The organism is Vibrio sp. 10N.222.52.B7 (assembly GCF_041474275.1).
Taxonomy (GTDB): domain Bacteria; phylum Pseudomonadota; class Gammaproteobacteria; order Enterobacterales; family Vibrionaceae; genus Vibrio; species Vibrio crassostreae_C.
This window is the reverse complement of the sequence record NZ_JBFRTU010000079.1, coordinates 1-22,670: the sequence shown is the minus strand read 5'-3', so window position 1 is coordinate 22,670 and position 22,670 is coordinate 1. Positions and strand designations below refer to the sequence as shown.

20 protein-coding genes are annotated in these 22,670 nt (G+C 45.8%); 10 read left to right on the top strand and 10 right to left on the bottom strand.

Annotation, left to right across the window (positions count from 1 at the left end; all coding sequences use genetic code 11):
- Window position 1: 1 nt before the first annotated feature.
- From AB4512_RS18655 to AB4512_RS18645, 3 genes are all read right to left on the bottom strand, one after another.
- A complete protein-coding gene (locus AB4512_RS18655; RefSeq protein WP_372175328.1) occupies window positions 2–769 on the bottom strand; it encodes a DNA-binding domain-containing protein in 768 nt (255 codons plus the stop codon).
- The gene (locus AB4512_RS18650; RefSeq protein ID WP_017061324.1) at window positions 766–1,626 is read right to left on the bottom strand and encodes a DUF692 domain-containing protein; all 861 of its coding nucleotides are present in this window, start codon (window positions 1,624–1,626) and stop codon (window positions 766–768) included. The genes AB4512_RS18655 and AB4512_RS18650 overlap by 4 nt, the downstream gene beginning before the upstream one ends.
- Before the next feature lie 64 nt (window positions 1,627–1,690).
- Window positions 1,691–1,951, bottom strand: coding sequence for a DUF2282 domain-containing protein (locus AB4512_RS18645; RefSeq protein ID WP_004736650.1), 261 nt, complete (start codon window positions 1,949–1,951; stop codon window positions 1,691–1,693).
- Between the two features lie 264 nt (window positions 1,952–2,215).
- Here AB4512_RS18645 and uvrD point away from each other — a divergent pair, with 264 nt between their 5' ends.
- Window positions 2,216–4,390 carry a DNA helicase II gene (gene uvrD, locus AB4512_RS18640; protein WP_017061325.1) on the top strand — a complete coding sequence of 725 codons (2,175 nt, stop codon included), beginning with the start codon at window positions 2,216–2,218 and terminating at the stop codon, window positions 4,388–4,390.
- Between the two features lie 121 nt (window positions 4,391–4,511).
- On the opposite strand, the gene tpx is transcribed toward uvrD, so the two are convergent.
- From tpx to rarD, 5 genes are all read right to left on the bottom strand, one after another.
- Window positions 4,512–5,009 (bottom strand): thiol peroxidase, encoded by a 498-nt coding sequence (tpx, locus tag AB4512_RS18635; protein ID WP_017061326.1) that lies wholly within the window; start codon window positions 5,007–5,009, stop codon window positions 4,512–4,514.
- Window positions 5,010–5,794: 785 nt separating this feature from the next.
- Window positions 5,795–7,552, bottom strand: a complete 1,758-nt coding sequence (ggt, locus tag AB4512_RS18630) for a gamma-glutamyltransferase (RefSeq protein ID WP_372175326.1) — start codon at window positions 7,550–7,552, stop codon at window positions 5,795–5,797.
- A 91-nt stretch (window positions 7,553–7,643) separates the two neighbouring features.
- Window positions 7,644–8,306 (bottom strand): LysE family translocator, encoded by a 663-nt coding sequence (locus AB4512_RS18625; protein ID WP_017061328.1) that lies wholly within the window; start codon window positions 8,304–8,306, stop codon window positions 7,644–7,646.
- 98 nt (window positions 8,307–8,404) lie between these two features.
- On the bottom strand, window positions 8,405–9,199 hold the full coding sequence (locus AB4512_RS18620; protein WP_136978250.1) for an AraC family transcriptional regulator: 795 nt from the start codon (window positions 9,197–9,199) through the stop codon (window positions 8,405–8,407).
- An 86-nt stretch (window positions 9,200–9,285) separates the two neighbouring features.
- Complete coding sequence (rarD, locus tag AB4512_RS18615) at window positions 9,286–10,194, bottom strand: EamA family transporter RarD (protein WP_136978249.1); 909 nt, start codon at window positions 10,192–10,194, stop codon at window positions 9,286–9,288.
- 179 nt (window positions 10,195–10,373) lie between these two features.
- On the opposite strand from rarD, the gene recQ reads away from it, so the two are divergent.
- The 3 genes from recQ (at window position 10,374) to AB4512_RS18600 (ending at window position 13,489) form a co-directional block, all read left to right on the top strand.
- On the top strand, window positions 10,374–12,212 hold the full coding sequence (recQ, locus tag AB4512_RS18610; RefSeq protein ID WP_372175325.1) for an ATP-dependent DNA helicase RecQ: 1,839 nt from the start codon (window positions 10,374–10,376) through the stop codon (window positions 12,210–12,212).
- 49 nt (window positions 12,213–12,261) lie between these two features.
- Window positions 12,262–12,573 (top strand): DUF3630 family protein, encoded by a 312-nt coding sequence (locus tag AB4512_RS18605; protein WP_017061332.1) that lies wholly within the window; start codon window positions 12,262–12,264, stop codon window positions 12,571–12,573.
- Window positions 12,574–12,817: 244 nt separating this feature from the next.
- Window positions 12,818–13,489, top strand: coding sequence for a 7-cyano-7-deazaguanine/7-aminomethyl-7-deazaguanine transporter (locus AB4512_RS18600; RefSeq protein ID WP_017061333.1), 672 nt, complete (start codon window positions 12,818–12,820; stop codon window positions 13,487–13,489).
- Window positions 13,490–13,590: 101 nt separating this feature from the next.
- Here AB4512_RS18600 and gppA read toward each other — a convergent pair whose 3' ends face one another.
- Both gppA and rhlB read right to left on the bottom strand, forming a co-directional pair.
- Window positions 13,591–15,084, bottom strand: a complete 1,494-nt coding sequence (gene gppA / locus AB4512_RS18595) for a guanosine-5'-triphosphate,3'-diphosphate diphosphatase (protein WP_017062980.1) — start codon at window positions 15,082–15,084, stop codon at window positions 13,591–13,593.
- Between the two features lie 6 nt (window positions 15,085–15,090).
- Window positions 15,091–16,401 carry an ATP-dependent RNA helicase RhlB gene (rhlB, locus tag AB4512_RS18590; protein WP_017062979.1) on the bottom strand — a complete coding sequence of 437 codons (1,311 nt, stop codon included), beginning with the start codon at window positions 16,399–16,401 and terminating at the stop codon, window positions 15,091–15,093.
- Window positions 16,402–16,512: 111 nt separating this feature from the next.
- On the opposite strand from rhlB, the gene trxA reads away from it, so the two are divergent.
- From trxA to fre, 6 genes are all read left to right on the top strand, one after another.
- Window positions 16,513–16,839 carry a thioredoxin TrxA gene (trxA, locus tag AB4512_RS18585; RefSeq protein ID WP_010440700.1) on the top strand — a complete coding sequence of 109 codons (327 nt, stop codon included), beginning with the start codon at window positions 16,513–16,515 and terminating at the stop codon, window positions 16,837–16,839.
- Between the two features lie 200 nt (window positions 16,840–17,039).
- Window positions 17,040–18,299: a transcription termination factor Rho gene (rho, locus tag AB4512_RS18580; RefSeq protein ID WP_136978253.1), complete on the top strand. Its 1,260-nt coding sequence runs from the start codon at window positions 17,040–17,042 to the stop codon at window positions 18,297–18,299.
- Between the two features lie 110 nt (window positions 18,300–18,409).
- A complete protein-coding gene (locus tag AB4512_RS18575) occupies window positions 18,410–19,405 on the top strand; it encodes a hypothetical protein (RefSeq protein WP_065677111.1) in 996 nt (331 codons plus the stop codon).
- 98 nt (window positions 19,406–19,503) lie between these two features.
- The gene (gene ubiD / locus AB4512_RS18570) at window positions 19,504–21,345 is read left to right on the top strand and encodes a 4-hydroxy-3-polyprenylbenzoate decarboxylase (protein WP_372175324.1); all 1,842 of its coding nucleotides are present in this window, start codon (window positions 19,504–19,506) and stop codon (window positions 21,343–21,345) included.
- Window positions 21,342–21,611, top strand: coding sequence for a 2Fe-2S iron-sulfur cluster-binding protein (locus AB4512_RS18565; RefSeq protein WP_008224727.1), 270 nt, complete (start codon window positions 21,342–21,344; stop codon window positions 21,609–21,611). Before ubiD ends, AB4512_RS18565 begins: the two co-directional genes overlap by 4 nt.
- A gap of 20 nt (window positions 21,612–21,631) precedes the next feature.
- On the top strand, window positions 21,632–22,345 hold the full coding sequence (gene fre, locus AB4512_RS18560; RefSeq protein ID WP_017059251.1) for an NAD(P)H-flavin reductase: 714 nt from the start codon (window positions 21,632–21,634) through the stop codon (window positions 22,343–22,345).
- The last annotated feature ends 325 nt before the right edge of the window (window positions 22,346–22,670 follow it).

Below are 22,670 nucleotides of genomic sequence, written 5' to 3'. Positions count from 1 at the left end.
GTTATGCCTCCAATTCGGCATTGATTGAAAAACCTGAGATGACGTTTAGCGCCATAACAGTATTCAGATGTTGTAGTAATAAAGGATCGATTGCTGAGAGTGTTCGACCTGATTGCAATTCAGTGAGGAGTTGGTGGCTCTCTTCACTCAAACTATGGCTCTCAACCTGTGAATTCTCAGCTCGGATTAACACCCCAGATTCAGCTTGGTTGATGTCTAGCCCATCAAGTTGCTGCTGATAGATGGCGTGTTCAAGCGCGATAATCGTGTAACTAGAATGAATCAGTGTTATTGAATCTTTGAGATGAAAGACTAAAGCGCCTTGTTGCTCTTGTGGTACATCTGCAAGGCAAGAAAGAGGTCTCTGGTCGACATGTGCTTGTGACGAAAACCTTACCAAGCTATCTTTCTGCCATTCATACAAAGCCACTTCACCGAGATAAGGTGCAGCCTCAATAACGGCAGGAAAGGCTTGGATAGTCTGTTCAAAGTGTTCACCGTAACCACTGACATCACCAGAGGTCGATGGATAATGTAAGACATGTTGACGAGCCATCTGTTGGAAGCACTCTTCACCAACCAACATTTCAGTGAGTGGGTAGGTTGCTGCCAGAACTTCGCTCAAGCTGATCACAAAGTTATTACGGTAAATCTGGATGCGTTGTTCATCGGTAAAATGGTCGCTCACTATGTCGCAGTACTCACCATTGTTTTGATAGCGTAGGGCGTTAGCAAACTCCAATTGAACCTCTGCTAGGGAGTGGCTCATGAGGCGCGACTCCTTTGGTTGAACTTGTCGTGTTGATACAAGATATCACTGGCTTTGGTTGCTTCAGCCAATAAAACTTGTGGCTCTGGGATATCGAGATCCCACTCAATCAAGGTATGGCGCAAACCATGTTGTGCAACCCAGTCAGTGTAGAGTTTCCACACTTCGTCACAGACAGGTTTACTGTGTGTGTCTATCCAGATCTCACCTTGTTCAAGCTTCTTTTTGGTAAAACCTGCCAAGTGAATCTCTTCAACTTTGTCTGCTGGTATTCCGTTTAAGTACTCTTCACAACTAAAGCCATGATTAAAAGATGAGACGAAAATATTATTGAAATCGAGCAGTAGGCGACACTCAGTACGCTTTTGTACCTCAGCCAAAAACTCCCACTCAGGAATAGTAGAATGCTTGAAGGATAGGTAGCTCGATGGGTTCTCAATCAACATCGGGCGTTGCAAGCTGTCTTGAACCTCGATGACATTACGACAGAAGACTTCCAATGCTTCTTCTGTGTAAGGCAGCGGTAGCAAGTCATTGAAGTAATGACCACCTGTCTGACTCCAACTGAGATGATCAGAAACCAAGAAGGGTTCGATATCATCAATGAGCTCTTTTAATTGCACAAGATGATGTTGATTGATGCGCTCAACAGAACCTAGCGACAACCCAACACCGTGACAACTGATGTTGTGTGCGTGACGAATTTCTCTGAGTTGTTGTCGTTGCGGTGATTGAGCTAAGAAGTAGTTCTCGCTGTGAACTTCTAACCAACTTACTAAGGCTGGATTTTGGCTAAAGAAGTCCAAGTGCGGTGTTCTAAGGCCAACCCCTGCGTAGGGGTGAAGAGTTTGAGTCACAACGATTCTCCTAACAAGAAGTGGAGGTGAGCTGAATGTCAGCTCACCATACTAAGCAGCTCAATTATGATGATTGAGTGTTACCACCTGATAATTTGCCACATAGCCCTTTAGGTACGACTACGAACGCATCGGATTGGTTGTCTTCTTTTGCTGTACCCGCACATGAGCTTGTTTTGGTTGCACAATCATTTTGGCCAGCTTTTGCCACGCCGTAGCATTTTTCTTTTGCTGCTGCTTCCGCAGGTGCTGATGTAAGAACTGCACCGCCGAACGCTAGTACACTTGTGATTGCAGCTGTAACAGCAAGATTAGAATTTTTCATAGTCATTCCCTCTAGGACTTAATAGTATTTTCATATCGCAGGTTAATGGATTGTTAACTTGCTTACTAAAAAGGATTGGAACAACCGGGAAATAATTTCACGGTATTATAAAAATTATCAATATTAATGATGTTTCATCTCTTAAGTTATTGAATTAATGATGTTAATTTTTGATTGTTTTTTCTTCTTATTATCCTAAACGCAGCCTAGTGTTTAGGTTATAATCAACTTTTATGTATAAATACCCAGTAGTGAGCATATCCAATGATAGATCCTTCGCTTTTACTCGATGGCCTAAACGATAAACAACGTGAGGCGGTCGCGGCACCTTTAGAAAACCTACTTATTCTGGCAGGTGCAGGCAGTGGTAAAACGCGAGTGTTGGTGCATCGTATTGCTTGGCTGCAAAGCGTAGAGCAAGCATCGCCGTTCTCTATTATGTCGGTTACCTTCACCAACAAAGCGGCAGCAGAGATGCGTGGTCGTATTGAAGAGTTGATGATGGGTAGTTCGTCAGGCATGTGGAACGGCACCTTCCATGGTATCTGTCACCGCATCCTTCGTGCTCACTACCTAGATGCAAAACTGCCAGAAGATTTCCAGATCATTGATTCTGATGATCAGATTCGTTTGCTACGCCGCTTAATCAAGGCGCAAAACCTCGATGAAAAGCAGTGGCCTGCTAAGCAAGCTTCTTGGTGGATCAATGGCAAGAAAGACGAGGGGTTACGCCCAAGTCACATTGACGCCTACCATGATCCAATAACTCAAACGTGGTTAAAGATCTATTCTGCTTACCAAGAAGCATGTGACCGTGCTGGTTTGGTCGACTTTGCGGAAATCTTGCTGAGATCGCATGAACTATTACGCGATAAGAAACACATTCGAGAGCATTACCAAGCACGCTTTAAGCATATCCTTGTCGATGAATTCCAAGATACCAACAACATCCAATACGCTTGGCTTCGGATGATGGCTGGCCCAGATTGTCGCGTGATGATCGTAGGTGATGATGACCAATCTATCTATGGTTGGCGTGGTGCGAAGATCGAAAATATTCAGAAGTTCTTGGATGAATTCCCAGGAGCTTCGACGGTTCGACTTGAACAAAACTACCGTTCAACTAAAACCATTCTGCAGGCGTCGAACGAGCTTATCTCGAACAACACCGAACGTATGGGTAAAGAGCTGTGGACCGATGGTAACGATGGCGAGCCAATCTCTGTGTACTCAGCTTATAACGAGCTAGATGAAGCACGTTTCACGGTCAGCAAAATCAAAGAGTGGCAAGAGAAAGGCGGTGCGTTAGAAGATACCGCGATGCTTTATCGTAATAACGCCCAATCTCGTGTTCTTGAAGAAGCTTTGATCCAAGGTGGTCTACCTTACCGAATCTACGGCGGCATGCGATTCTTCGAGCGTCAAGAAATCAGAGACGCCTTGAGCTACATGCGCCTCATGAGCAACCGCAGTAATGATGCCGCGTTTGAACGTGTGGTTAATACGCCAACGCGTGGCTTGGGTGATAAAACGTTAGAAACGATTCGTCTTGCTGCTCGTGATCGTGGTGCAACCATGTGGGAAGCCAGTGTTGCTTTGATAGAAGAGCAAGTGCTACCCGGTCGTGCTGCGGGCGCATTAAGTCGTTTTATCGAGCTGATTAATGCGCTTGAAGATGACACGTTGGAACTTAGCCTGCATGAACAAACCGACCACGTGATTAAATCGTCGGGTCTGTTTGCTATGTACGAGCAAGAGAAGGGTGAGAAGTCGAAGGCGCGTATCGAGAACTTGGAAGAATTGGTAACGGCAACGCGCCAGTTTGAAAAGCCGGAAGAAGCGGATGAGATGAGCATGCTGACGGCGTTCTTAACTCACGCAGCTTTGGAAGCGGGTGAAGGTCAGGCCGATGAGTTTGACGATGCGGTTCAGTTAATGACTTTGCACAGTGCTAAAGGCCTAGAGTTTCCAATGGTGTTCATGGTGGGTGTCGAAGAAGGCATGTTCCCAAGCCAGATGTCGGCCGAAGAAGCGGGGCGTTTAGAAGAAGAGCGTCGCCTGTGTTACGTAGGCATGACCCGTGCGATGGAGAAGCTTTACATCACTTATGCTGAGATGCGTCGTCTGTACGGTCAGGACAAATATCATAAGCCATCACGTTTTATTCGTGAGCTGCCAGAAACCTGTCTGGATGAAGTGCGTATGAAAGCGCAAGTCAGCCGCCCTGCAAGCAGTGGTCGCTTTAGCCAAACCGCTGTGAAAGAGAACTTCAATGAAACAGGCTTTAGCTTGGGCTCTCGCGTGAAGCACCCTAAGTTTGGTGAAGGCACCATCATCAACTTCGAAGGAAGTGGCCCACAAAGCCGAGTTCAAGTGGCGTTTAATGGTGAAGGGATTAAGTGGTTAGTAACGGCTTACGCGCGTTTAGAGCAGCTTTAATCTATTACTTCAGCATCTAATAACCGTTCATTATTGAAAACAAAAAGAGCAGCCAATGGCTGCTCTTTTTTATTGCGTACCGCTTTAAGCGGTCATAATACATGACTGACTAGAAGGGATCTTACAGTGCTTCAAGTGCCGCTTCGTAGTTTGGTTCTTCAGTGATCTCTGCAACCAACTCACTGTGTGTTACCACACCCTTTTCATCAACAACGACAACTGCACGTGTTGTTAGGCTTGCTAGTGGACCTTCAGCAATCGCTACGCCGTAGTCTGATGCGAATGTAGGAGAACGGAAAGTTGAAGCGTGTTGAACGCCTTCAATGCCTTCTAGTTCGCAGAAGCGACCTGCAGCAAATGGTAGGTCAGCAGAAATACAAACAACCACCGTGTTCTCAAGCTCTGCCGCTTTTGCGTTGAACGTACGTACGCTCGTTGCACAAGTTGCTGTGTCGATGCTTGGGAAGATGTTTAGAACCACTTTCTTGCCTGCAAGAGAAGCAAGAGTCAGTTCAGAAAGATCGCCTGCAGTTAGTGCAAAGCTTGGTGCTTGTTCGCCAGTTTGTGGGAATGTGCCAGTTAGCGGTACAGCAGCGCCTTTGAAGGTAACGTGTGACATGAATTTGTCCTTAGTTTACTTATGGTTATGAAACTAGTTGAGCCTAGTAAGACTTACATTACTCGGAAGTGGTTAAGAAGTGAATTATTTAAATGTCAGAATTGTAATCAAAGGTCTTTGATTTATTTGCTTTAGGGGAAGAAAAAGCGGGACGACAGATAAAGAAAAACCCCGAGAGCTTGCGCTCATCGGGGTCTATAGTCTTACTCGCAGCAATCCGGCTACTAAGTGTGCTCCATGCATCAAATCCATGATAGTGTGCTGTTATCCTTCAGCGTATTCCTTTCGTCGCCTTCCTAGCGGTGTCCTTGATCTTATCCTGATCTGCCAACAATCCTCGTTAGCGCGCGTCACTTGTTCCTTGAGCGGTGTCCTTGACATCATCCTGATGTTCAGTCCTTTCCTCGTCCAGAGGTGTCCATTGTCTTTCCTTAGTAGCAACCATCCTAGTTACTATTGCGTCCATTCAATGTCCATTTCGCTATCCATGCCGATTATTCATCCTGAGTAATCGAATCTTCATCCTGAAGATAACCAAGTCCTTGGCGTTTCCTGTTCCGTGTCAGCATCCTTCCGACACCATTCATATTACCGATTCCTTATTTATCAGCAATGGTGCATAAGCGAATTTCTATATAATTATTTGAATGATAAATGTACGTATTGTTTAATTTCAATCGGTTATGGTTTGTGGGTGACTAATTTCGTCATCAAATATCGATATTTACTCACTACCTTGTGAGAGATCTCGCACAAGGCTGCGAGTAAAAAGGGAGGATTATTCCCTATTGGCCAATAGCTGCACCTTCACGGCGAGGGTCTGCAGCACCTTCTAGACCATCTTTTGTGATGCGAATAGCGTGTAAACCCGAGTTAAGATCGCGAATGTTGACCTCAAATCCCATCTTTTCTAGCTCAGGTTTGAAGTTTTCCGCAGATGTTCCTTTTTCCAAATCTAAGGTACCGAAGCGATTTAGGAAGTGTGGTTGGTTGATCGCTTGTTGGATATCCATGTCCCATTGGGTGTGAGCAATGATCGCTTGTGCCACATAACCTATGATGCGGCTACCACCCGGAGAACCGATCGCCATATAAGGTTTATCGTCTTGCATGATGATGGTCGGTGCCATTGAAGAACGTGGGCGCTTACCCGGTTCAAGTCGGTTCGCGATAGGTTTGCCATCGTTATGAGTCTTGAATGAGAAGTCGGTTAGTTCGTTATTGAGTAGGAAACCTCTAACCATCAAACGTGAGCCAAAGGCATTCTCAATAGTGGTAGTCATCGATACGACATTGCCATCACTATCGACAATGTTGAAGTGGCTGGTGGACGGCAACTCAATAGAAACATCTTGGCTTCTCTGCATCGCATGATCCCACGGTGGGGTGCCTGAAGGTGCGCTGTCTAATGCCTTACCTGCGGTAATTAACTGAGCACGCTCTTGCAAATAGTCAGTATTCACTAACCCTTGGGTTGGCATAGGCACATAATCTTGGTCTGCCATGTACATACCACGGTCTGCAAAGGCTAAGCGAGAAGCGTCTGCTAACACTTGCCAAGATTGTGCGTCGTTTGGCCCCCATGATTTGAGGTCAAACTGCTCAGTCATTGCAAGGATTTGTCCAACCGTTAACGCACCAGAGCTTGGTGGCCCCATTCCGCAAATATCGTAGCTTTCATAAGCAGAGCAAACCGGTTCGCGCTGCTTGATCGAATAGGCGTCGAAATCTTTCTGTGCCAATACGCCCGGGTTACCTTTCGCTGTTTGTACTGTGTTAATGATGTCGGCAGAAATCTCACCTTGGTAGAAAGCTTTAGCACCATCCTTGGAGATAGCGTGTAACGTTGCCGCGTATTCAGGGTTCTTAAGTTGCGTGCCGGCGGCTTTCGGGCTGCCATCGGCATTGAAGAAGTAGGCTTTAGTTGTCGCAAAGCGGCTCAGACGTTCTTGGTCGTTTTCGATCAAGGTGGCTAAACGTGGGCTGATAGTAAAACCTTCTTCAGCTAACTGAGCGATAGGTTTAATCAGTGATGCCCATTCGAGCTTGCCGTATTTCTGGTGAGTGTCCCACAGCAATTGCACCGTGCCCGGCGTGGCAACAGAACGACCGCCAACCACGGCATCATAGAATTTAAGCGGTTGTCCGTTTTCGTCTTGGAATAGACGTGGGGTGGCATCAAGTGGCGCAGCTTCACGGCCATCGTAGGTCTTGAGCTGTTTGTCTTTGCCATCAAAATAGACAAGGAACGCGCCGCCACCAATACCTGATGACTGAGGTTCCACTAAGCCAAGCATAAGCTGCACGGCAACCATGGCGTCAATTGCGTTACCACCACGGGCAAGTACATCAGCACCGGCTTGTGTTGCAAGAGGGTTGGCTGCGGTGACCATCCAATCGTTGGCTTTAACGAGTTGTTTGGTTTCTAAACCACTACTTTGTTCGGGTGCGACGGAATCGGCAGCTTGATTTGCCCAACTGACGTGAGAGGCAAAAAGTAGGGTAGAAGTGGCGAGGGTTGTTAGTTTTGTTTTCCACTGCATGATCTTCTCCTTTTAATATGCAGAGCTAGATTGGCAGCGGAAAGATTAGATAGCCAGTGCGTTGTTAACGAATTGTAATCTTGATTCGAATTTAAGCGATTAAACCGGACAGCGACTGCCAAAGAATACTCGCGCCAATCAGGCTGAATACCACGCCACATAAGCCATCGATGTATACCGTTGCTTCGCTAAGTTTCTTCTGTAGAGCCTTAGTCGAAAGCATCCACGCCAGTAGTGAAAACCAAAACAGAGACAGACCAAACAAGATAATAAGCGCAAAGCCTTTACCTGATAGAGACATGTCGGCAGGCACTAAGCTCGACATCAAGCTAATAAAGAACACCAAAGCTTTTGGGTTGAGAATATTGGTCGCAAACCCTTTCGAAAATGCCTGACGCTTGTTGGTCAGAATCAGATCTTTGGCATTGACGGTATCGTCGTCATCGTCGTGGTTCTGAATGATTTGCCAGGTTGCTTTAAGTGCACCGTAGCCTAAGTACAGCAAGTAGCTACCGCCAGCCAACTGGATAATGGCAAATAGGGTTGGTTGCTGGTGGACTAGGTAACTGATTCCCGTCAGGCTGAGCAACGAATGCAGTAAGATCCCGCAAGATAAACCAAGCGCAATGTACAAGCCTGTTTGTCTGCCGTGGCGTGTCGCATTTTGCACGACTAACGCAAAGTCAGGGCCGGGGCTCATCAAAGCGATGAAATGGATAGAGGCGAGGGTGATCAGTATGGTGACTTCGTTCATGTCAGTTCTCAATAACGTTGCCGCTATTATTAAATAAGTAATCGTATTGAGCGTAGCTTACCGCGATTTGAAATCGAGCAATTGTAAATTATCAACACTTAGTTGATTTGTGAGGGTGGTACGCCGAATGTGGTTTTGAATGCCTTGGAGAAGTGTGCTTGATCATAGAAGCCTACTTGGTGCGCGACTTTAGTACCACAGATCCCAGACTTAATCAGGCGCATGCTCTGTTCCATACGTAAACGGCTCAGCCACGCGTAAGGGGTGATGCCCATTCTGTTCTTAAAGTGGCGTTGGAATTGAGTTGTGGTTAAGCCGCACAGCTCAGACAGTTGCTCTAACCGCACTGGTTGATCCAAATTCGCCATTAAATAGTCTTTGAGCGTATCAATCGATTGATTGCCCAGTTTGATGTCACTCTTCGATCCAAATTTCGCATAACGATCGACGATCGTCGAGAATCCCTCGAATGGTAAGCAATCTTGAGCGAGTTGGCTTATGTTTTGATCGATTAATAGACCATGCAAGTTGCGTAATTGTAAAAATGTAGCCTGATCGGAGAGGATCAACTCAGAAAAGCCTAATGTGTGACCATTTTGCTTGGGATCGGCAAGATCTTGAAACCATTGGGGAGAAACTGCAAACACACTGACTTGATAACCCGAATCGAGTTTGGAGTGCCCATCATGCAGCTCATCAGGTGGCATGATAACAACTTGGCCTGCACCGACATGGTGGCTCGTCCCTTTATAGACGAATTTTTGCTGCCCTTGGGTAATTAAGCCGATGTGAAAGTCCAAATGATAGTGGCGTTGAAAGGCAAACTCTTGGTATTGAGCTTGGATCAGGCTGATATCTTCTGTTGGGGTAGAGTAATAGTGGACTTTATCCATGGTACAAAAAAGCTTGGTCAAATAGTCATCAATTCAACCAAGCTTATCTGCGTATTAAGGGATTGTCTTGTAAAAAACGATCAGTATCACTGTTTAGCGCGTTTGCTCTTCTTGTTGTTACGCAGGCCATCAAAGCTGAAAATAACCAGTGCTCCCCATATGAAAGCAAAGGTAATCGCTTTATCTGAGGTAAAGGCTTCACCGTAAATCAGAACCGCCAGTAAGAACATCAAACTTGGACCGATGTACTGGAAGAAACCGAGTGTCGATAGCTTCAAGCGAGTTGCAGCACCAGTAAAACACAGTAATGGAACCGTGGTGATCACACCGGCAGCAACCAATAACAGGTTGAGTTGCATCGGGTTCATCGATAAGTTTGAGGTCGGGCTATCGGCAATAAACAGTAAGTAGGTTGCGGCGAGAGGCAGCATCACCAGAGTTTCAATGAACAGACCCGTTTGCGCTTCTAAGCTGACTTTCTTACGCAGCAAGCCATAAAAACCAAAGCTAAAGGCTAGGGCAATGGCGACGATCGGTACTGAGCCGAAGGCAATCAATTGGATTAATACGCCAATCGCAGCAAGAGCTACAGCAAACCATTGCAGCTTACGTAAGCGCTCACCGAGGAAGAGCATTCCGAGCAATACGTTAATCAGCGGGTTGATGTAATACCCTAAACTGGCATCGAGCATGTGATTGGAGTTCACCGCCCAGATAAAGATCAGCCAATTTGCACCCACCAAAATAGACGTCGCTACCAAATAGAGCATTTTTGGTTTTGAGGTCAGGGTGTCACGAACTTTACGCCAGCTGCGGCCAATGTGTAGTAAGAAAGCGAGTAGGAAAAAGGACCATACTACACGGTGGCTGAGGATCTCTAACGGGGAAACGTCACTTAAAGATTTGAAATATATAGGGGCGATCCCCCACATTGTGTAGGCACCGACGGCAAGCAAAACTCCTTGGCGCGTACGTTGTTGTTCTTCCTGTGTCATGCATATTTCTCTAGCACTGAGTGCTTATTAATAAGATTTATAAGAGAGTTGGTCAGTATAGGAGCGATAACCCTTTTCACCTAACAATTTGCGGTTTAATTCACCAGCATTCCACTCTACAATGTGCGACTTGCTTGCCAATGCCGCATGCTGACTTTATACCTCGATTAGGAACCACAATGACCGCCACTCTGATTGCTGAGCAAACACCAACTCCCGCGAATGATGCGCAAAACATCTTACAAGATGTGTTTGGCTATCAAAGCTTTCGCGATGGTCAGCAAGAGGTCATTGATTTGGCCGTTGAAGGCAAAGACAGCTTGGTGATTATGCCAACCGGTGGTGGTAAATCTCTGTGTTACCAAATTCCGGCTTTGGTTCGTGAAGGGCTTACTCTGGTTATCTCACCGCTGATCTCGCTGATGAAAGACCAAGTCGACCAATTGAAGGCCAATGGTGTTGCCGCTGAGTGCATTAACTCTTCAATGCCACGTGACCAGCTGATGAGTGTGTTTAATCGCATGAACTCAGGTCAACTGAAGATGGTTTATGTGTCGCCAGAGCGAGTGTTGATGCGCGACTTTATCGAACGTCTTCAAGGTTTACCGCTTTCGATGATTGCGGTGGATGAGGCGCACTGTATCTCTCAATGGGGGCATGACTTCCGTCCGGAATACGCATCATTAGGTCAACTTAAACAATATTTCCCGCACGTGCCTTACATGGCGCTCACAGCAACCGCTGATGATGCGACGCGCAAAGATATTATCTCGCGCTTACAGCTCCTGGATCCGCACACCTACTTAGGCAGCTTTGATCGCCCTAATATTCGCTACAACCTGGTTGAGAAGCACAAACCCGTGTCACAGGTGGTTCGCTACCTAGAAACACAAAAGGGCAATTGCGGCATCATCTACTGTGGTAGCCGTAAAAAAGTGGAGATGGTGACCGAGAAGCTGTGCAATAACGGTATTCGCGCCGCGGGTTATCACGCTGGTATGGACACCGATGAGCGTGCTTACGTTCAAGAAGCCTTCCAACGCGATGATATTCAGATCGTGGTCGCGACTGTTGCCTTCGGTATGGGCATCAACAAACCCAACGTACGCTTTGTGGTGCACTTTGATATCCCACGCAATATCGAGTCTTACTATCAAGAGACCGGTCGTGCAGGTCGCGATGGTTTGCCTGCTGAAGCGATGATGCTGTTTGACCCGGCTGATATGGGTTGGCTGCGTCGTATGCTAGACGAGAAAGAAGAAGGCCCACAGAAACAAGTTGAGATGCACAAGCTGAATGCGATGAGTGCCTTTGCTGAAGCGCAAACGTGTCGTCGTCAGGTTCTGCTTAACTACTTTGGTGAGTATCGTGAGAAGCAATGTGGCAACTGCGATATCTGCCTCGATCCACCTAAGCATTTTGATGCGACCCAAGAAGCGCAAAAGGCGTTGTCTTGTGTGTACCGTGTGAATCAGTCGTTTGGTATGGGCTACGTGGTCGAAGTAATGCGAGGCATGCAGAACATCCGTGTCCGCGATAATGGTCACGATAAGCTATCTACCTACGGTATTGGCCGCGATCACAGTCATGATTACTGGATCAGTATCTTCCGTCAGCTGATTCATAAAGGCTTGCTGTTCCAGAACATCACTCGTAACTCAACTTTACAGCTAACAGAAGAAGCCCGCCCGCTGCTGCGCGGTGAGATGTCTTTGGAATTGGCTGTTCCTCGTTTAGATACAGCGGTGCGTAATGCTAAGTCCGATAAGTTAAGCAGCAAGAATTACGATAAGAAGCTGTTTGCGAAACTGCGTAAGCTGCGTAAGTCGATTGCTGATGAAGATGGCTTGCCACCATATGTGGTATTCAGTGACGCGACCTTGATTGATATGGCTGAAATACTACCTACTTCATACGGAGAAATGCTGGCAGTCAACGGTGTCGGTCAACGTAAACTCGATAAGTACGCAGACCCATTCCTAGATCTGATTCAAGAACACATCACCACACACGGCTAGTTTGAAAGAAACGTCTAACTAATAGAAAAAGAATAAGGTTAATAGGGACATGACAACACAAACAGAATTTGGCTTAAGAGAGTATCTGGCTGAGGAAGGGCGTTTATTGATTACGTCTCCAAGTTTTGATTTTGATTCTTATGAAGTGTTAGGTGAAAAGCTGGTGGCATTGCTGTCAGCGTCTGTTGTTGAAAAACAATGGGACGCCGATATGCACTCTTGGTTGATTGATTTTGAAGATTGTCGAATGTTCTTAAAGTCTGAGCATTACAGTGAATCAATTTGGTTTGAGTCGTTAAACGCGGAAGAAAGCCGAGAAGAGTTTGATTATCTCGCGACGCTTTTCAAGCGCGGTTTTTAACTTTAGGCATAGCTTCTAAAGCACAGCTTCTAGCGCTATTCACCAATAAAAGTGAGGATAAACGTTTGCGTTTGTTCTCACCATTGCAGCCAATATTGATTAATGTATAATCGCCCGCCGCTCAATAGAGCAAATTATAGAAACATTTTTAATTCACATTATTGGTAAGAGCTTTCTTGGATTATTCGAAGAAATGACTCGATTTGGGTTCCCTCACCCCCAAACCAAACTAAAAAGGTACAGCATGAGTAACTTTACCCCTGCGCAACAGCGCAAAGCCCTAGCACTATTAGTTTTGTTCCATTTGGTGATTATTGCGTCAAGCAACTATCTGGTTCAGCTACCTTTTACCGTCTTCGGTATGCACACCACTTGGGGTGCTTTCACTTTCCCGTTTATCTTCCTAGCGACCGATCTGACCGTACGCATTTTTGGCGCGCAGCTTGCCCGTAAAATTATTTTCTTAGTGATGTTACCAGCGCTGGCCGTTTCTTATTTCTTGTCAGTGGTGTTCTTTGAAGGTTCATTCCAAGGCTTTAGCCAATTAGGTGAGTTCAACTTGTTTGTTGCTCGTATCGCCGCGGCGAGCTTCATGGCTTATTTACTGGGTCAGATCTTAGATGTGCATGTTTTCAACCGTCTGCGTCAGCTTAAACAGTGGTGGGTTGCCCCAACATGTTCAACGCTATTCGGTAATGCCATTGATACAATCGCTTTCTTTGCGATTGCTTTCTATCAAAGCCCAGATCCATTTATGGCCGAGCATTGGACTGAGATTGCTTTAGTCGATTACGGATTCAAACTTATCATCAGCCTAGGCTTGTTCGTGCCTATGTACGGCGTGCTTCTTAACTACATTGTTAGAAAGCTAACCGCAGTGAACCCTGACTTTAAAGCGACAGGCGTGAACGCTTAAGTTTGAGATTTGTAACACAAAGCATTAATGCAGCGATAAGAAAAAGCCCAAGTTAGTCTATTAACTTGGGCTTTTTTAATTTCTAGCGTCAGATACTAATATCAGAGGCATTTAATATTCAATGGCCAGCCAATATCGGTTTGTCTATTCGACTCGATCTCTAGCTCTGCAGCGGTCAGCGGATTGTCAGCTAACCATTGCTTAGAAAGCGTTAGGGTTAGATTGTTGTCATTCGTCGTCAGTTTGAACTCAGGCTCTAGCGCTGGGTTACGACGGTGGGTCAGCAAAATAGCTAAACGCAGAATACGTAAAATACGCTTGCTACTGGTTCCTGAGATAGCGTGTTGCTCTGGTAATGAGGTTAACTGTTCACGGTAGCGACGAGTTAACTCACCCAAGTAGTGCTTTTGCGCTCGAGTAAAGCCAGGTAGGTCTAAGTTCTGCAGCAGATAAGCGCTGTGCTCACCGCCTTTTTTGAAATCGATGGTTAAACCAATCTCGTGAAGCTTAGCTGCCGTTTGCAATAGCACACCAGCTTGAGGTTCTGAAACCCACGCTTCGGCGCCCGCTTGGTCTAGCAGCGTTTGTGCGACTACTGCTACTTGTTCACCGTAGCTTACGTCCATTTGGTAGCGTGATTGAACACTCTTAATGGTACGCGCTCGGATATCTTCTTGGCGTAGCTCATCAACCATCTCGTAGGCTAGGCCTTCACGGAGTGCGCCGCCTGCGAGTGTCATTGAATCTATTTCAAGCAGCTCAAAAATAGCAATAAGAATAGAAAGGCCACTCGGGAACACTAATGCGCGTTCAAGGGTAAGTCCTTCGATTTCTAGCTCTTCCAAGCGCTCAGTAATCATCGCTTGTTTCTGTAGACGCTTAAGTTTGGCATGAGTAATCACTTCATCCATGCCTTGCGCCAACATGATCTCTTGCAGTGCTTGAACGGTACCGCTGGCGCCCACACACACATCCCATCCGATATCAGTGTAGCTATCTAGGATAGGAGCCAACGTCGACTTCGCCGCTTCAATGGCGTTGTTAAAGTTGGTAGCGGTTAATTGGCGGTTTTTAAAGTGGCGCTCAAGCCAAGTAACACAGCCCATCTTTAGGCTGGTTAGGGCTTTCGCTGAGAAGCCTTCACCAATGATCATCTCGGTGCTTGCGCCACCAATATCAACAACCAGTCGGCGGCCGCTGCCACCAGAAGTGTGTGCTACGCCTTTATAGATAGTCGCAGCTTCTTCTTCTCCGGAGATAACATTGATGTCGTAACCAAGGATCTGGTTCGCTTTCTCTAGAAATATATCCACATTGATAGCAGTACGTAGGGTCGCTGTACCGACAATGCGGATATTTTCTTTCGGAATATCTTGCAGTCGCTCTGCAAAGAGACTCAAACAGTCCCAACCGCGCTGCATGGCTTCTGTACTAAGCGCATTATTTTCATCTAAGCCTGCAGCTAAACGCACTTTGCGCTTAATTTTAGCCATGGTTTGTACGCTGCCATCGATATGACGCACAACGAGCATATGAAAACTGTTCGACCCGAGGTCGATTGCAGCGTAAAGCGGTGGTGACACTGTTTGACTCATAAGCGACTAAGCTTCCTTGTTATGACGCGGTTGGCGTGGGCGACGGTTCTGGTTTGGTTTACGGTTACCGTTGCGTGGGCCATTGTTGTTCGAGCGGCGTTGTTGCGGGTTACGTGTGCGTAAGCGCAATGGTGCTGGTAGATCTTCTAGCAGTGCAGAAGCATCGTAGTCAGACACTGGGATCGCGTGCTCAATGTATTCTTCGATTGGTGGCAAGTTGATTGCGTAATCTTCGCAAGCAAAGCTGATTGAGTGACCACTTGCACCAGCACGACCGGTACGGCCGATACGGTGAACGTAATCTTCACAGTCATCAGGTAGGTCGAAGTTGAATACGTGTGTTACTTGAGGAATGTGTAGGCCACGTGCTGCAACGTCGGTTGCGACAAGTAGGTCAACATCACCTTTAGTGAATTGCTCAAGAATCTTTTCACGTTTCTTTTGAGGAACATCGCCAGTTAGTAGGCCAACACGGTGACCATCTGCAGCTAGGTGACCCCAAACAGACTCACATTTGTGCTTAGTGTTAGCGAAGATGATAGCGCGCTCTGGCCACTCTTCTTCAACTAGAGTCTGCAGCAGTGCCATTTTGTGTTCGTTTGATGGGTAGAACAGCTCTTCCTGAATGCGGTGACCTGTTTTACGCTCTGGCTCAACAACAACATGCTCTGGGTTGTGCATGTGTTCGAACGCTAGCTCTTGTACGCGGTAAGACAATGTCGCAGAGAACAGCATGTTCAGGCGATCTTTTGGCTCAGGCATACGGCGGAACAAGAAGCGGATGTCTTTGATGAAACCAAGATCGAACATGCGATCAGCTTCGTCAAGAACAACAGCTTGAATGTGGTTAAGGTTAAATACCTTCTGCTTGTAGAAATCGATGATGCGGCCAGTCGTACCAATTAAGATATCTGCGCCTTCTTCGATTTTACCTAGTTGCTTGTCGTAGCTTTCGCCACCGTAAGCAAGTGCTGCCTTGATACCTGTGCTTTCAACCAGAGAGTCAGCATCGTTGTAGATCTGAATCGCGAGTTCACGCGTTGGTGCCATAATAATCGCACGTGGCTGGTTAGGCTTACGCCCTTCATGCTCAGATGTTTTTAGCAGGTGGTTAAAAGTAGCAGTAAGAAACGCAAGCGTTTTACCAGTACCCGTTTGGGCCTGGCCTGCAATGTCTTGGCCGGTGAGCAGTACCGGGAGCGCCAAGGCTTGGATAGGGGTACAATAATCGAACCCTTTTTTCTCCAATCCTTCAATGACTTGCGGAAGTAAATCCAAGTCGGCGAACTTTTGCTCTGTGATATGCGTCTTTTTCATTGCTATAGAATATCAGCTTAAGCTTGCAATACGAAAGTAAATACATTCCAATAGGGCATCTATTTACTGGTTATCATCCAACCAGTTCTAAAAAATACATTGGAGTGGAAGATGAGTGATAAGATTTTGCAGCTAACTGATGACGGTTTTGATAACGATGTAATCAATGCTGCAGGCCCTGTTCTTGTTGATTTTTGGGCAGAATGGTGTGGTCCATGTAAAATGATTGCGCCGATTCTTGATGAAATCGCAGACGAGTACGAAGGCAAGCTCACAATCGGTAAATTAAATATCGACCAAAATGCTGGTACTCCACCAAAGTTTGGTATTCGCGGTATTCCAACGCTACTTCTTTTCAAAGATGGCGGCGTAGCAGCGACTAAAGTTGGTGCATTATCTAAAACTCAACTTAAAGAGTTCTTAGACGCTAACCTTTAATCAGGTCAGCATTTGAAAAGAAACCGTGCAGTTAACAAATGCGCGGTTTTGTTTTTTCTAAGCTATGGACTAGTCTTAGTTTTAGTGCTAATTTATCGCACGTTAATTGAACGAATTTCTCTTCTTGGTCGATCCTGTGACCAAATCCTTCTTAACTTAAGAAAACAGATCCTATTTTGACTAAACAAACTTCCACCACTATGAATCTTACTGAACTGAAGAACAGACCTGTGTCTGAGCTTGTTAAACTTAGCGAAAGCTTAGGTCTTGAAAATCAAGCTCGCCTAAGAAAACAAGACATTATCTTCTCCATCCTTAAAGCGCATGCAAAAAGTGGTGAAGACATCTTTGGTGATGGTGTTCTAGAAATTCTTCAAGACGGTTTTGGTTTCCTACGTAGCGCCGACAGTTCATACCTGGCTGGCCCAGATGATATCTACGTATCACCAAGCCAAATTCGTCGTTTTAACCTACGTACAGGTGACTCTATTGGCGGTAAAATCCGTCCACCTAAAGACGGTGAGCGTTACTTTGCACTGCTTAAAGTAAACACGGTTAACTACGACAAGCCAGACAACGCACGTAACAAGATTCTTTTCGAAAACCTTACTCCTCTTCACGCTAACGAACGTATGGTGATGGAAGCGGGTAATGGTGCGACTGAAGATATTACGGCTCGTATTCTTGACCTTGCATCTCCAATTGGTAAAGGTCAGCGTGGTCTGATTGTTGCTCCGCCTAAAGCGGGTAAGACAATGCTTCTGCAAAACATTGCTCAAAGCATTGCACGTAACCATCCTGAGTGTGAACTAATGGTTCTACTTATCGATGAGCGTCCAGAAGAAGTAACAGAAATGCAGCGTCTAGTTAAAGGCGAAGTAGTTGCTTCAACATTCGATGAGCCAGCATCTCGCCACGTACAAGTTGCAGAAATGGTTATCGAGAAAGCGAAGCGCCTTGTTGAACACAAGAAAGATGTAGTTATCCTGCTGGATTCTATTACTCGTCTAGCTCGTGCTTACAACACTGTGATTCCTTCATCAGGTAAAGTTCTTACTGGTGGTGTTGATGCGAATGCTCTACATCGTCCAAAGCGTTTCTTCGGTGCGGCACGTAACGTAGAAGAAGGCGGTAGCTTAACGATCATCGCAACAGCACTGGTTGATACTGGTTCTAAGATGGATGAAGTAATCTACGAAGAATTCAAAGGTACAGGTAACATGGAACTGCACCTTAACCGTAAGATTGCTGAAAAGCGCGTATTCCCAGCGATTGATTTCAACCGCTCTGGTACTCGTCGTGAAGAGCTTCTTACTAAGCCTGATGAACTACAGAAGATGTGGATCCTGCGTAAGATTGTTCACCCTATGGGCGAAACTGATGCAATGGAATTCCTTATCGACAAGTTAGCAATGACTAAAACGAACGATGAGTTCTTTGACGCAATGCGTCGTCAGTAGTCTTGATTAGCTGATAGTTATTAAAAAGCGCTGCCTTCGGGTGGCGCTTTTTATTTGCATTTTATAGCGACAGCTTGCAGAATGAGCAAAAGTGTTAAAAGGAAGTTAAAATGCAACATGGACTGTTGTCATCATTACTCCTGTCTACTTCACTGTTATTTTCACCGGTTGGTATGAGCTATGCTACCGAGATGTCTCCACTTACAGTAGAGTCTTGGCTTGAGAATGATCAAGTAAAACTGAAAACTGCTGAACTACTAGAGCTTGTCGTACGTGACGAAGTCAATTCGCTACGCTTTGCGCTTGAGCGCCTGACATTTCCTCAGCAAGAGGTGGCTCGTTACCAACTCTTGAAGAAGCTTGAACAGCAAAAAATCGTACTCACACCCAAGATGTCTATCTTCATCGAGCAGCAACTTGCTATCACGCCCACTTATCAAGTCTTAGAGCGTGGAGATGGCTATGAGTTTACGGTACCTGCCTTTAATTACCCTTCAATTGCTAATCGCCTTATCAAACAATGGCGTCAAGATCAGAAGACATTGGTATTTGTGCTAGATGCAGAGAAACAGGAACTCGACCTAAAAGAGTGGTTATCTGGATCTGAACATCAAGTTCAAACGCGAGAAGCGTTGCTCATTAGAGAGCTAGACAGTTTGTCTCCTGAAGCGGTTGATTACCTAACTAAGCAACTTACTGCATCTTCTATTGTTAGCTGGTTACCCTCTACTGAGGTGGTGGTGCGATTAGCGCAAGTGAGTGAAGACCCAGAGGTCTACAAGATTCTATGGCGAATGAAGGCCGATTATCATAGCCAAGCTGAGCTAGTCCGCCTTGCTGAAACTAAACAAGCGTTCGCGCTTGAACAAGTAATGGCGGCGACTAAAAACCCGCGTTTGAAAGATGAAGCGATTACTTTGCTTACCAAAGTTAACCCGTTGTCAGAAGAGGTGAAGCTGTTCCTTGTCTCTAGGATGGCGATTGCCGATGAAGCGCCATTAGTCGCGCGTGAACTCGCCAAACAAGGTCATACGCGATGGTTGCAAGATCTCGTCAATGATAACCCTCAGGTGAAGAGCTCTTTGATCGAGCAAGCATTACCGTAAAGTGGATTTTGCCTCTCAATAACCACACTAAAAAGGGGGACCTCAGTGTCACCCTTTTTGATATACTGAGCGCAGAATAATCAGCATGTAGAAGTCCTATGAGTTTTAAAGATTTACGTGATTTTATCGACCATCTTGAAAGTATTGGTCAGTTGAAACGCATTTCTCACCCAGTCGATCCAGACTACGAAATGACCGAGATTAGCGACCGTACTCTACGTGCTGGTGGCCCGGCTCTTTTGTTTGAAAATCCAGTAGGCTATGACATGCCTGTTTTGACCAACCTATTTGGTACACCTAACCGTGTTGCTATTGGTATGGGGCGTCAAGAAGTCAAAGAACTGCGTGAAGTGGGTAAGTTGCTTGCTTACCTAAAAGAACCTGAGCCACCAAAAGGCTTTAAAGACGCTCTTGATAAACTGCCTGTATTTAAGCAAGTCTTAAACATGCCGGCTAAACGCCTTCGCAAAGCGGCTTGCCAACAAGTGGTATGGCAAGGCGATGACGTCGACCTAGATAAAATTCCCGTGATGAGCTGTTGGGCTGACGATGTCGCGCCATTGCTAACATGGGGTTTAACGGTTACTCGTGGTCCAAACAAGAAACGCCAAAACCTAGGCATCTATCGTCAACAGAAGATCGGCAAGAATAAAATCATCATGCGTTGGTTAGCCCACCGTGGTGGAGCGCTTGATCTGCGTGATTGGATGGAAACCAACCCAGGAAAACCATTCCCAGTATCGGTAGCGTTTGGTGCAGATCCTGCCACCATTCTTGGTGCGGTTACGCCAGTGCCGGATACTTTATCAGAGTACGCGTTTGCAGGCTTACTGCGTGGTAGTAAAACTGAGGTCGTTAAATCAATCAGCAACGACTTAGAAGTTCCTGCAAGTGCAGAAATCGTGATGGAAGGTTACATCGACCCGAATGAATTTGCAGATGAAGGGCCTTACGGAGATCATACTGGTTACTACAACGAGAAAGAAAAGCACCATGTGTTTACTATTACTCATGTAACTATGCGCGAGAACCCAATCTATCACAGCACCTATACTGGCCGTCCACCTGATGAGCCTGCGGTATTAGGTGTTGCGCTAAATGAAGTGTTTGTGCCTATTCTTCAAAAGCAGTTCCCAGAGATTGAAGATTTCTATCTACCGCCTGAAGGTTGTTCGTACCGAATGGCAGTAGTGACCATGAAGAAGCAATACCCAGGTCACGCTAAGCGAGTAATGATGGGTGTATGGTCTTTCTTACGCCAATTCATGTACACCAAATTTGTACTGGTGTGTGATGAAGATGTGAATGCACGTGATTGGTCTCAAGTAACCGCAGCGATGTGCGAACATATGGATCCGTCACGCGATAGCCTGATGATAGAGAACACGCCGATCGATTCATTGGATTTTGCCTCACCCGTGGTTGGGTTAGGTTCTAAGATGGGTCTAGATATCACTAAGAAGTGGGACGCAGAGTTAGCGTTATCGCCAGATGTCCAAACAGCACCTGTAAATAGTGAACATATAGAGGGTAGCTTGGCTGAGTTAACCAAGGTTCATCCTGAAATTATTGATGTTCACCTGCAAAACGACAATGCCAGCATGGTTGTGGTGTCTATTGATAAGCAAGCTGCCGGTAATGGTAAGAAAATCATGGAAGCGGTTTGGTCTCAATTTGATGAGAACAAGTTTGTTATCGTGTGTGATGGCGATGTCAATGTGAGTGATTGGAATGACATCATTTGGGCTGTAACGACAAGAATGGATCCGGCGAGAGATACGTTATTCCTGCAGAACGAAACTGGATACTCAAAAATGGGTCTCGATGCGACCAATAAGTGGGAAGGTGAATGCCTGCGTGAGTGGGGTGTACCAATCACAAAAGATCCTGATGTTGTGAAAAAGATTGATAGCATCTGGGAACAGCTAGGAATTTCATGAGCTACCAAGTAGTCTTATACCCAGAAAACATCAGTTTCACAGTAGAAAAAGGGCAAACGGTCTTGGATGCTGCGCTCAACAGCGATATCTATTTCCCAAACCGTTGCCAAGTTGGCGCATGCGCAATGTGTATGTGCAAAAAATTAGAAGGGCAAGTGAGTTACCACCTTGAACCCATGCTCACAGAGAAAGAGCAGCAACAAGGCTGGATTTTTGCTTGCCAAGCATTTGCAGAAAGTAATTTAGTTCTAACCTTTGCCGATTAAGGGTTAGTAAGAGGAAGAACATGACTATTAAATGTAAAGTGAAGTCTATCGAGCCTTTGGCTTGTAATACTTACCAAATCCTACTTCACCCAGAAACACCGGTCGCTTTTAAAGCGGGCCAGTACCTGATGGTTGAAATGGGCGAGAAAGATAAGCGCCCATTCTCTATCGCAAGTAGCCCTTGCCGCCACGAAGGTGAGCTTGAGCTGCACATTGGTGCTGCCGAGCACAACGCTTACGCACTAGAAGTGGTTGAAGCGATGAAGAAGGCACAAGCTGAAGATGGCGATATTGCGATTGATGCTCCACACGGAGATGCTTGGATCAAAGAAGAAAGCGATCGCCCTCTATTACTTATTGCTGGTGGCACGGGTTTCAGCTACGTGCGCTCTATTCTTGATCACTGCATCGCGCAAAATAGCTCGAAAGAGATCTACCTATACTGGGGCGCAAAAGATGAGTGCCAGTTATATGCTAAAGAAGAGTTGGTTGGCATTGCAGAAAAGCATAGCAATGTGCACTTTGTACCGGTAGTAGAAGAAGCACCGGAAGTTTGGCATGGCCAAACAGGTAATGTGCTTGAGGCTGTTATGCAAAGTTTCGAATCATTAGCTGATTTCGATATCTATATTGCAGGTCGTTTTGAAATGGCGGGCGCTGCAAGAGACCTATTTACTCAGAATAAAGAAGCAAAGCGTGACCATATGTACGCTGATGCTTACGCATTTATCTAACAATACCCTTAGACTTTGAGCAAAAAGAGAGCAGAAATGCTCTCTTTTTTACGTTTAGGTGAACTATTAGGCAGTTAACCCCTATTTATTCATTTTTCATGAAAAAGTAGTTGCTAAGCTGAGAGGGTTCCCTATAATGCGACACCACTGAGACGGCAGACGCCACAAGGCTTCAGCAAGAATCAGTAAGACGGAAAGCGACAAAAAATTAATTTTCAAAAAGTGTTTGACACTGAATGTTAATTCGCTAGAATGGCCGTCCACTTCGAGAGGCTCCTTACTTAAAAGGAACGCTCAAGAAGTTAAGCTCTTTAACAATTTAAAC

Bases quoted from the DNA above. Each gene is read 5' to 3' on its own strand.
- fre (WP_017059251.1), top strand. From the start codon at position 21,632: ATGACTATTAAATGTAAAGTGAAGTCTATCGAGCCTTTGGCTTGTAAT.
- tpx (WP_017061326.1), bottom strand. From the start codon at position 5,009: ATGTCACACGTTACCTTCAAAGGCGCTGCTGTACCGCTAACTGGCACA.
- AB4512_RS18600 (WP_017061333.1), top strand. From the start codon at position 12,818: ATGAGTAACTTTACCCCTGCGCAACAGCGCAAAGCCCTAGCACTATTA.
- trxA (WP_010440700.1), top strand. From the start codon at position 16,513: ATGAGTGATAAGATTTTGCAGCTAACTGATGACGGTTTTGATAACGAT.
- rhlB (WP_017062979.1), bottom strand. From the start codon at position 16,401: ATGAAAAAGACGCATATCACAGAGCAAAAGTTCGCCGACTTGGATTTA.
- AB4512_RS18625 (WP_017061328.1), bottom strand. From the start codon at position 8,306: ATGAACGAAGTCACCATACTGATCACCCTCGCCTCTATCCATTTCATC.
- AB4512_RS18655 (WP_372175328.1), bottom strand. From the start codon at position 769: ATGAGCCACTCCCTAGCAGAGGTTCAATTGGAGTTTGCTAACGCCCTA.
- AB4512_RS18575 (WP_065677111.1), top strand. From the start codon at position 18,410: ATGCAACATGGACTGTTGTCATCATTACTCCTGTCTACTTCACTGTTA.
- uvrD (WP_017061325.1), top strand. From the start codon at position 2,216: ATGATAGATCCTTCGCTTTTACTCGATGGCCTAAACGATAAACAACGT.
- AB4512_RS18645 (WP_004736650.1), bottom strand. From the start codon at position 1,951: ATGAAAAATTCTAATCTTGCTGTTACAGCTGCAATCACAAGTGTACTA.
- AB4512_RS18565 (WP_008224727.1), top strand. From the start codon at position 21,342: ATGAGCTACCAAGTAGTCTTATACCCAGAAAACATCAGTTTCACAGTA.
- ggt (WP_372175326.1), bottom strand. From the start codon at position 7,552: ATGCAGTGGAAAACAAAACTAACAACCCTCGCCACTTCTACCCTACTT.
- AB4512_RS18605 (WP_017061332.1), top strand. From the start codon at position 12,262: ATGACAACACAAACAGAATTTGGCTTAAGAGAGTATCTGGCTGAGGAA.
- rho (WP_136978253.1), top strand. From the start codon at position 17,040: ATGAATCTTACTGAACTGAAGAACAGACCTGTGTCTGAGCTTGTTAAA.
- AB4512_RS18620 (WP_136978250.1), bottom strand. From the start codon at position 9,199: ATGGATAAAGTCCACTATTACTCTACCCCAACAGAAGATATCAGCCTG.
- recQ (WP_372175325.1), top strand. From the start codon at position 10,374: ATGACCGCCACTCTGATTGCTGAGCAAACACCAACTCCCGCGAATGAT.
- ubiD (WP_372175324.1), top strand. From the start codon at position 19,504: ATGAGTTTTAAAGATTTACGTGATTTTATCGACCATCTTGAAAGTATT.
- gppA (WP_017062980.1), bottom strand. From the start codon at position 15,084: ATGAGTCAAACAGTGTCACCACCGCTTTACGCTGCAATCGACCTCGGG.
- rarD (WP_136978249.1), bottom strand. From the start codon at position 10,194: ATGACACAGGAAGAACAACAACGTACGCGCCAAGGAGTTTTGCTTGCC.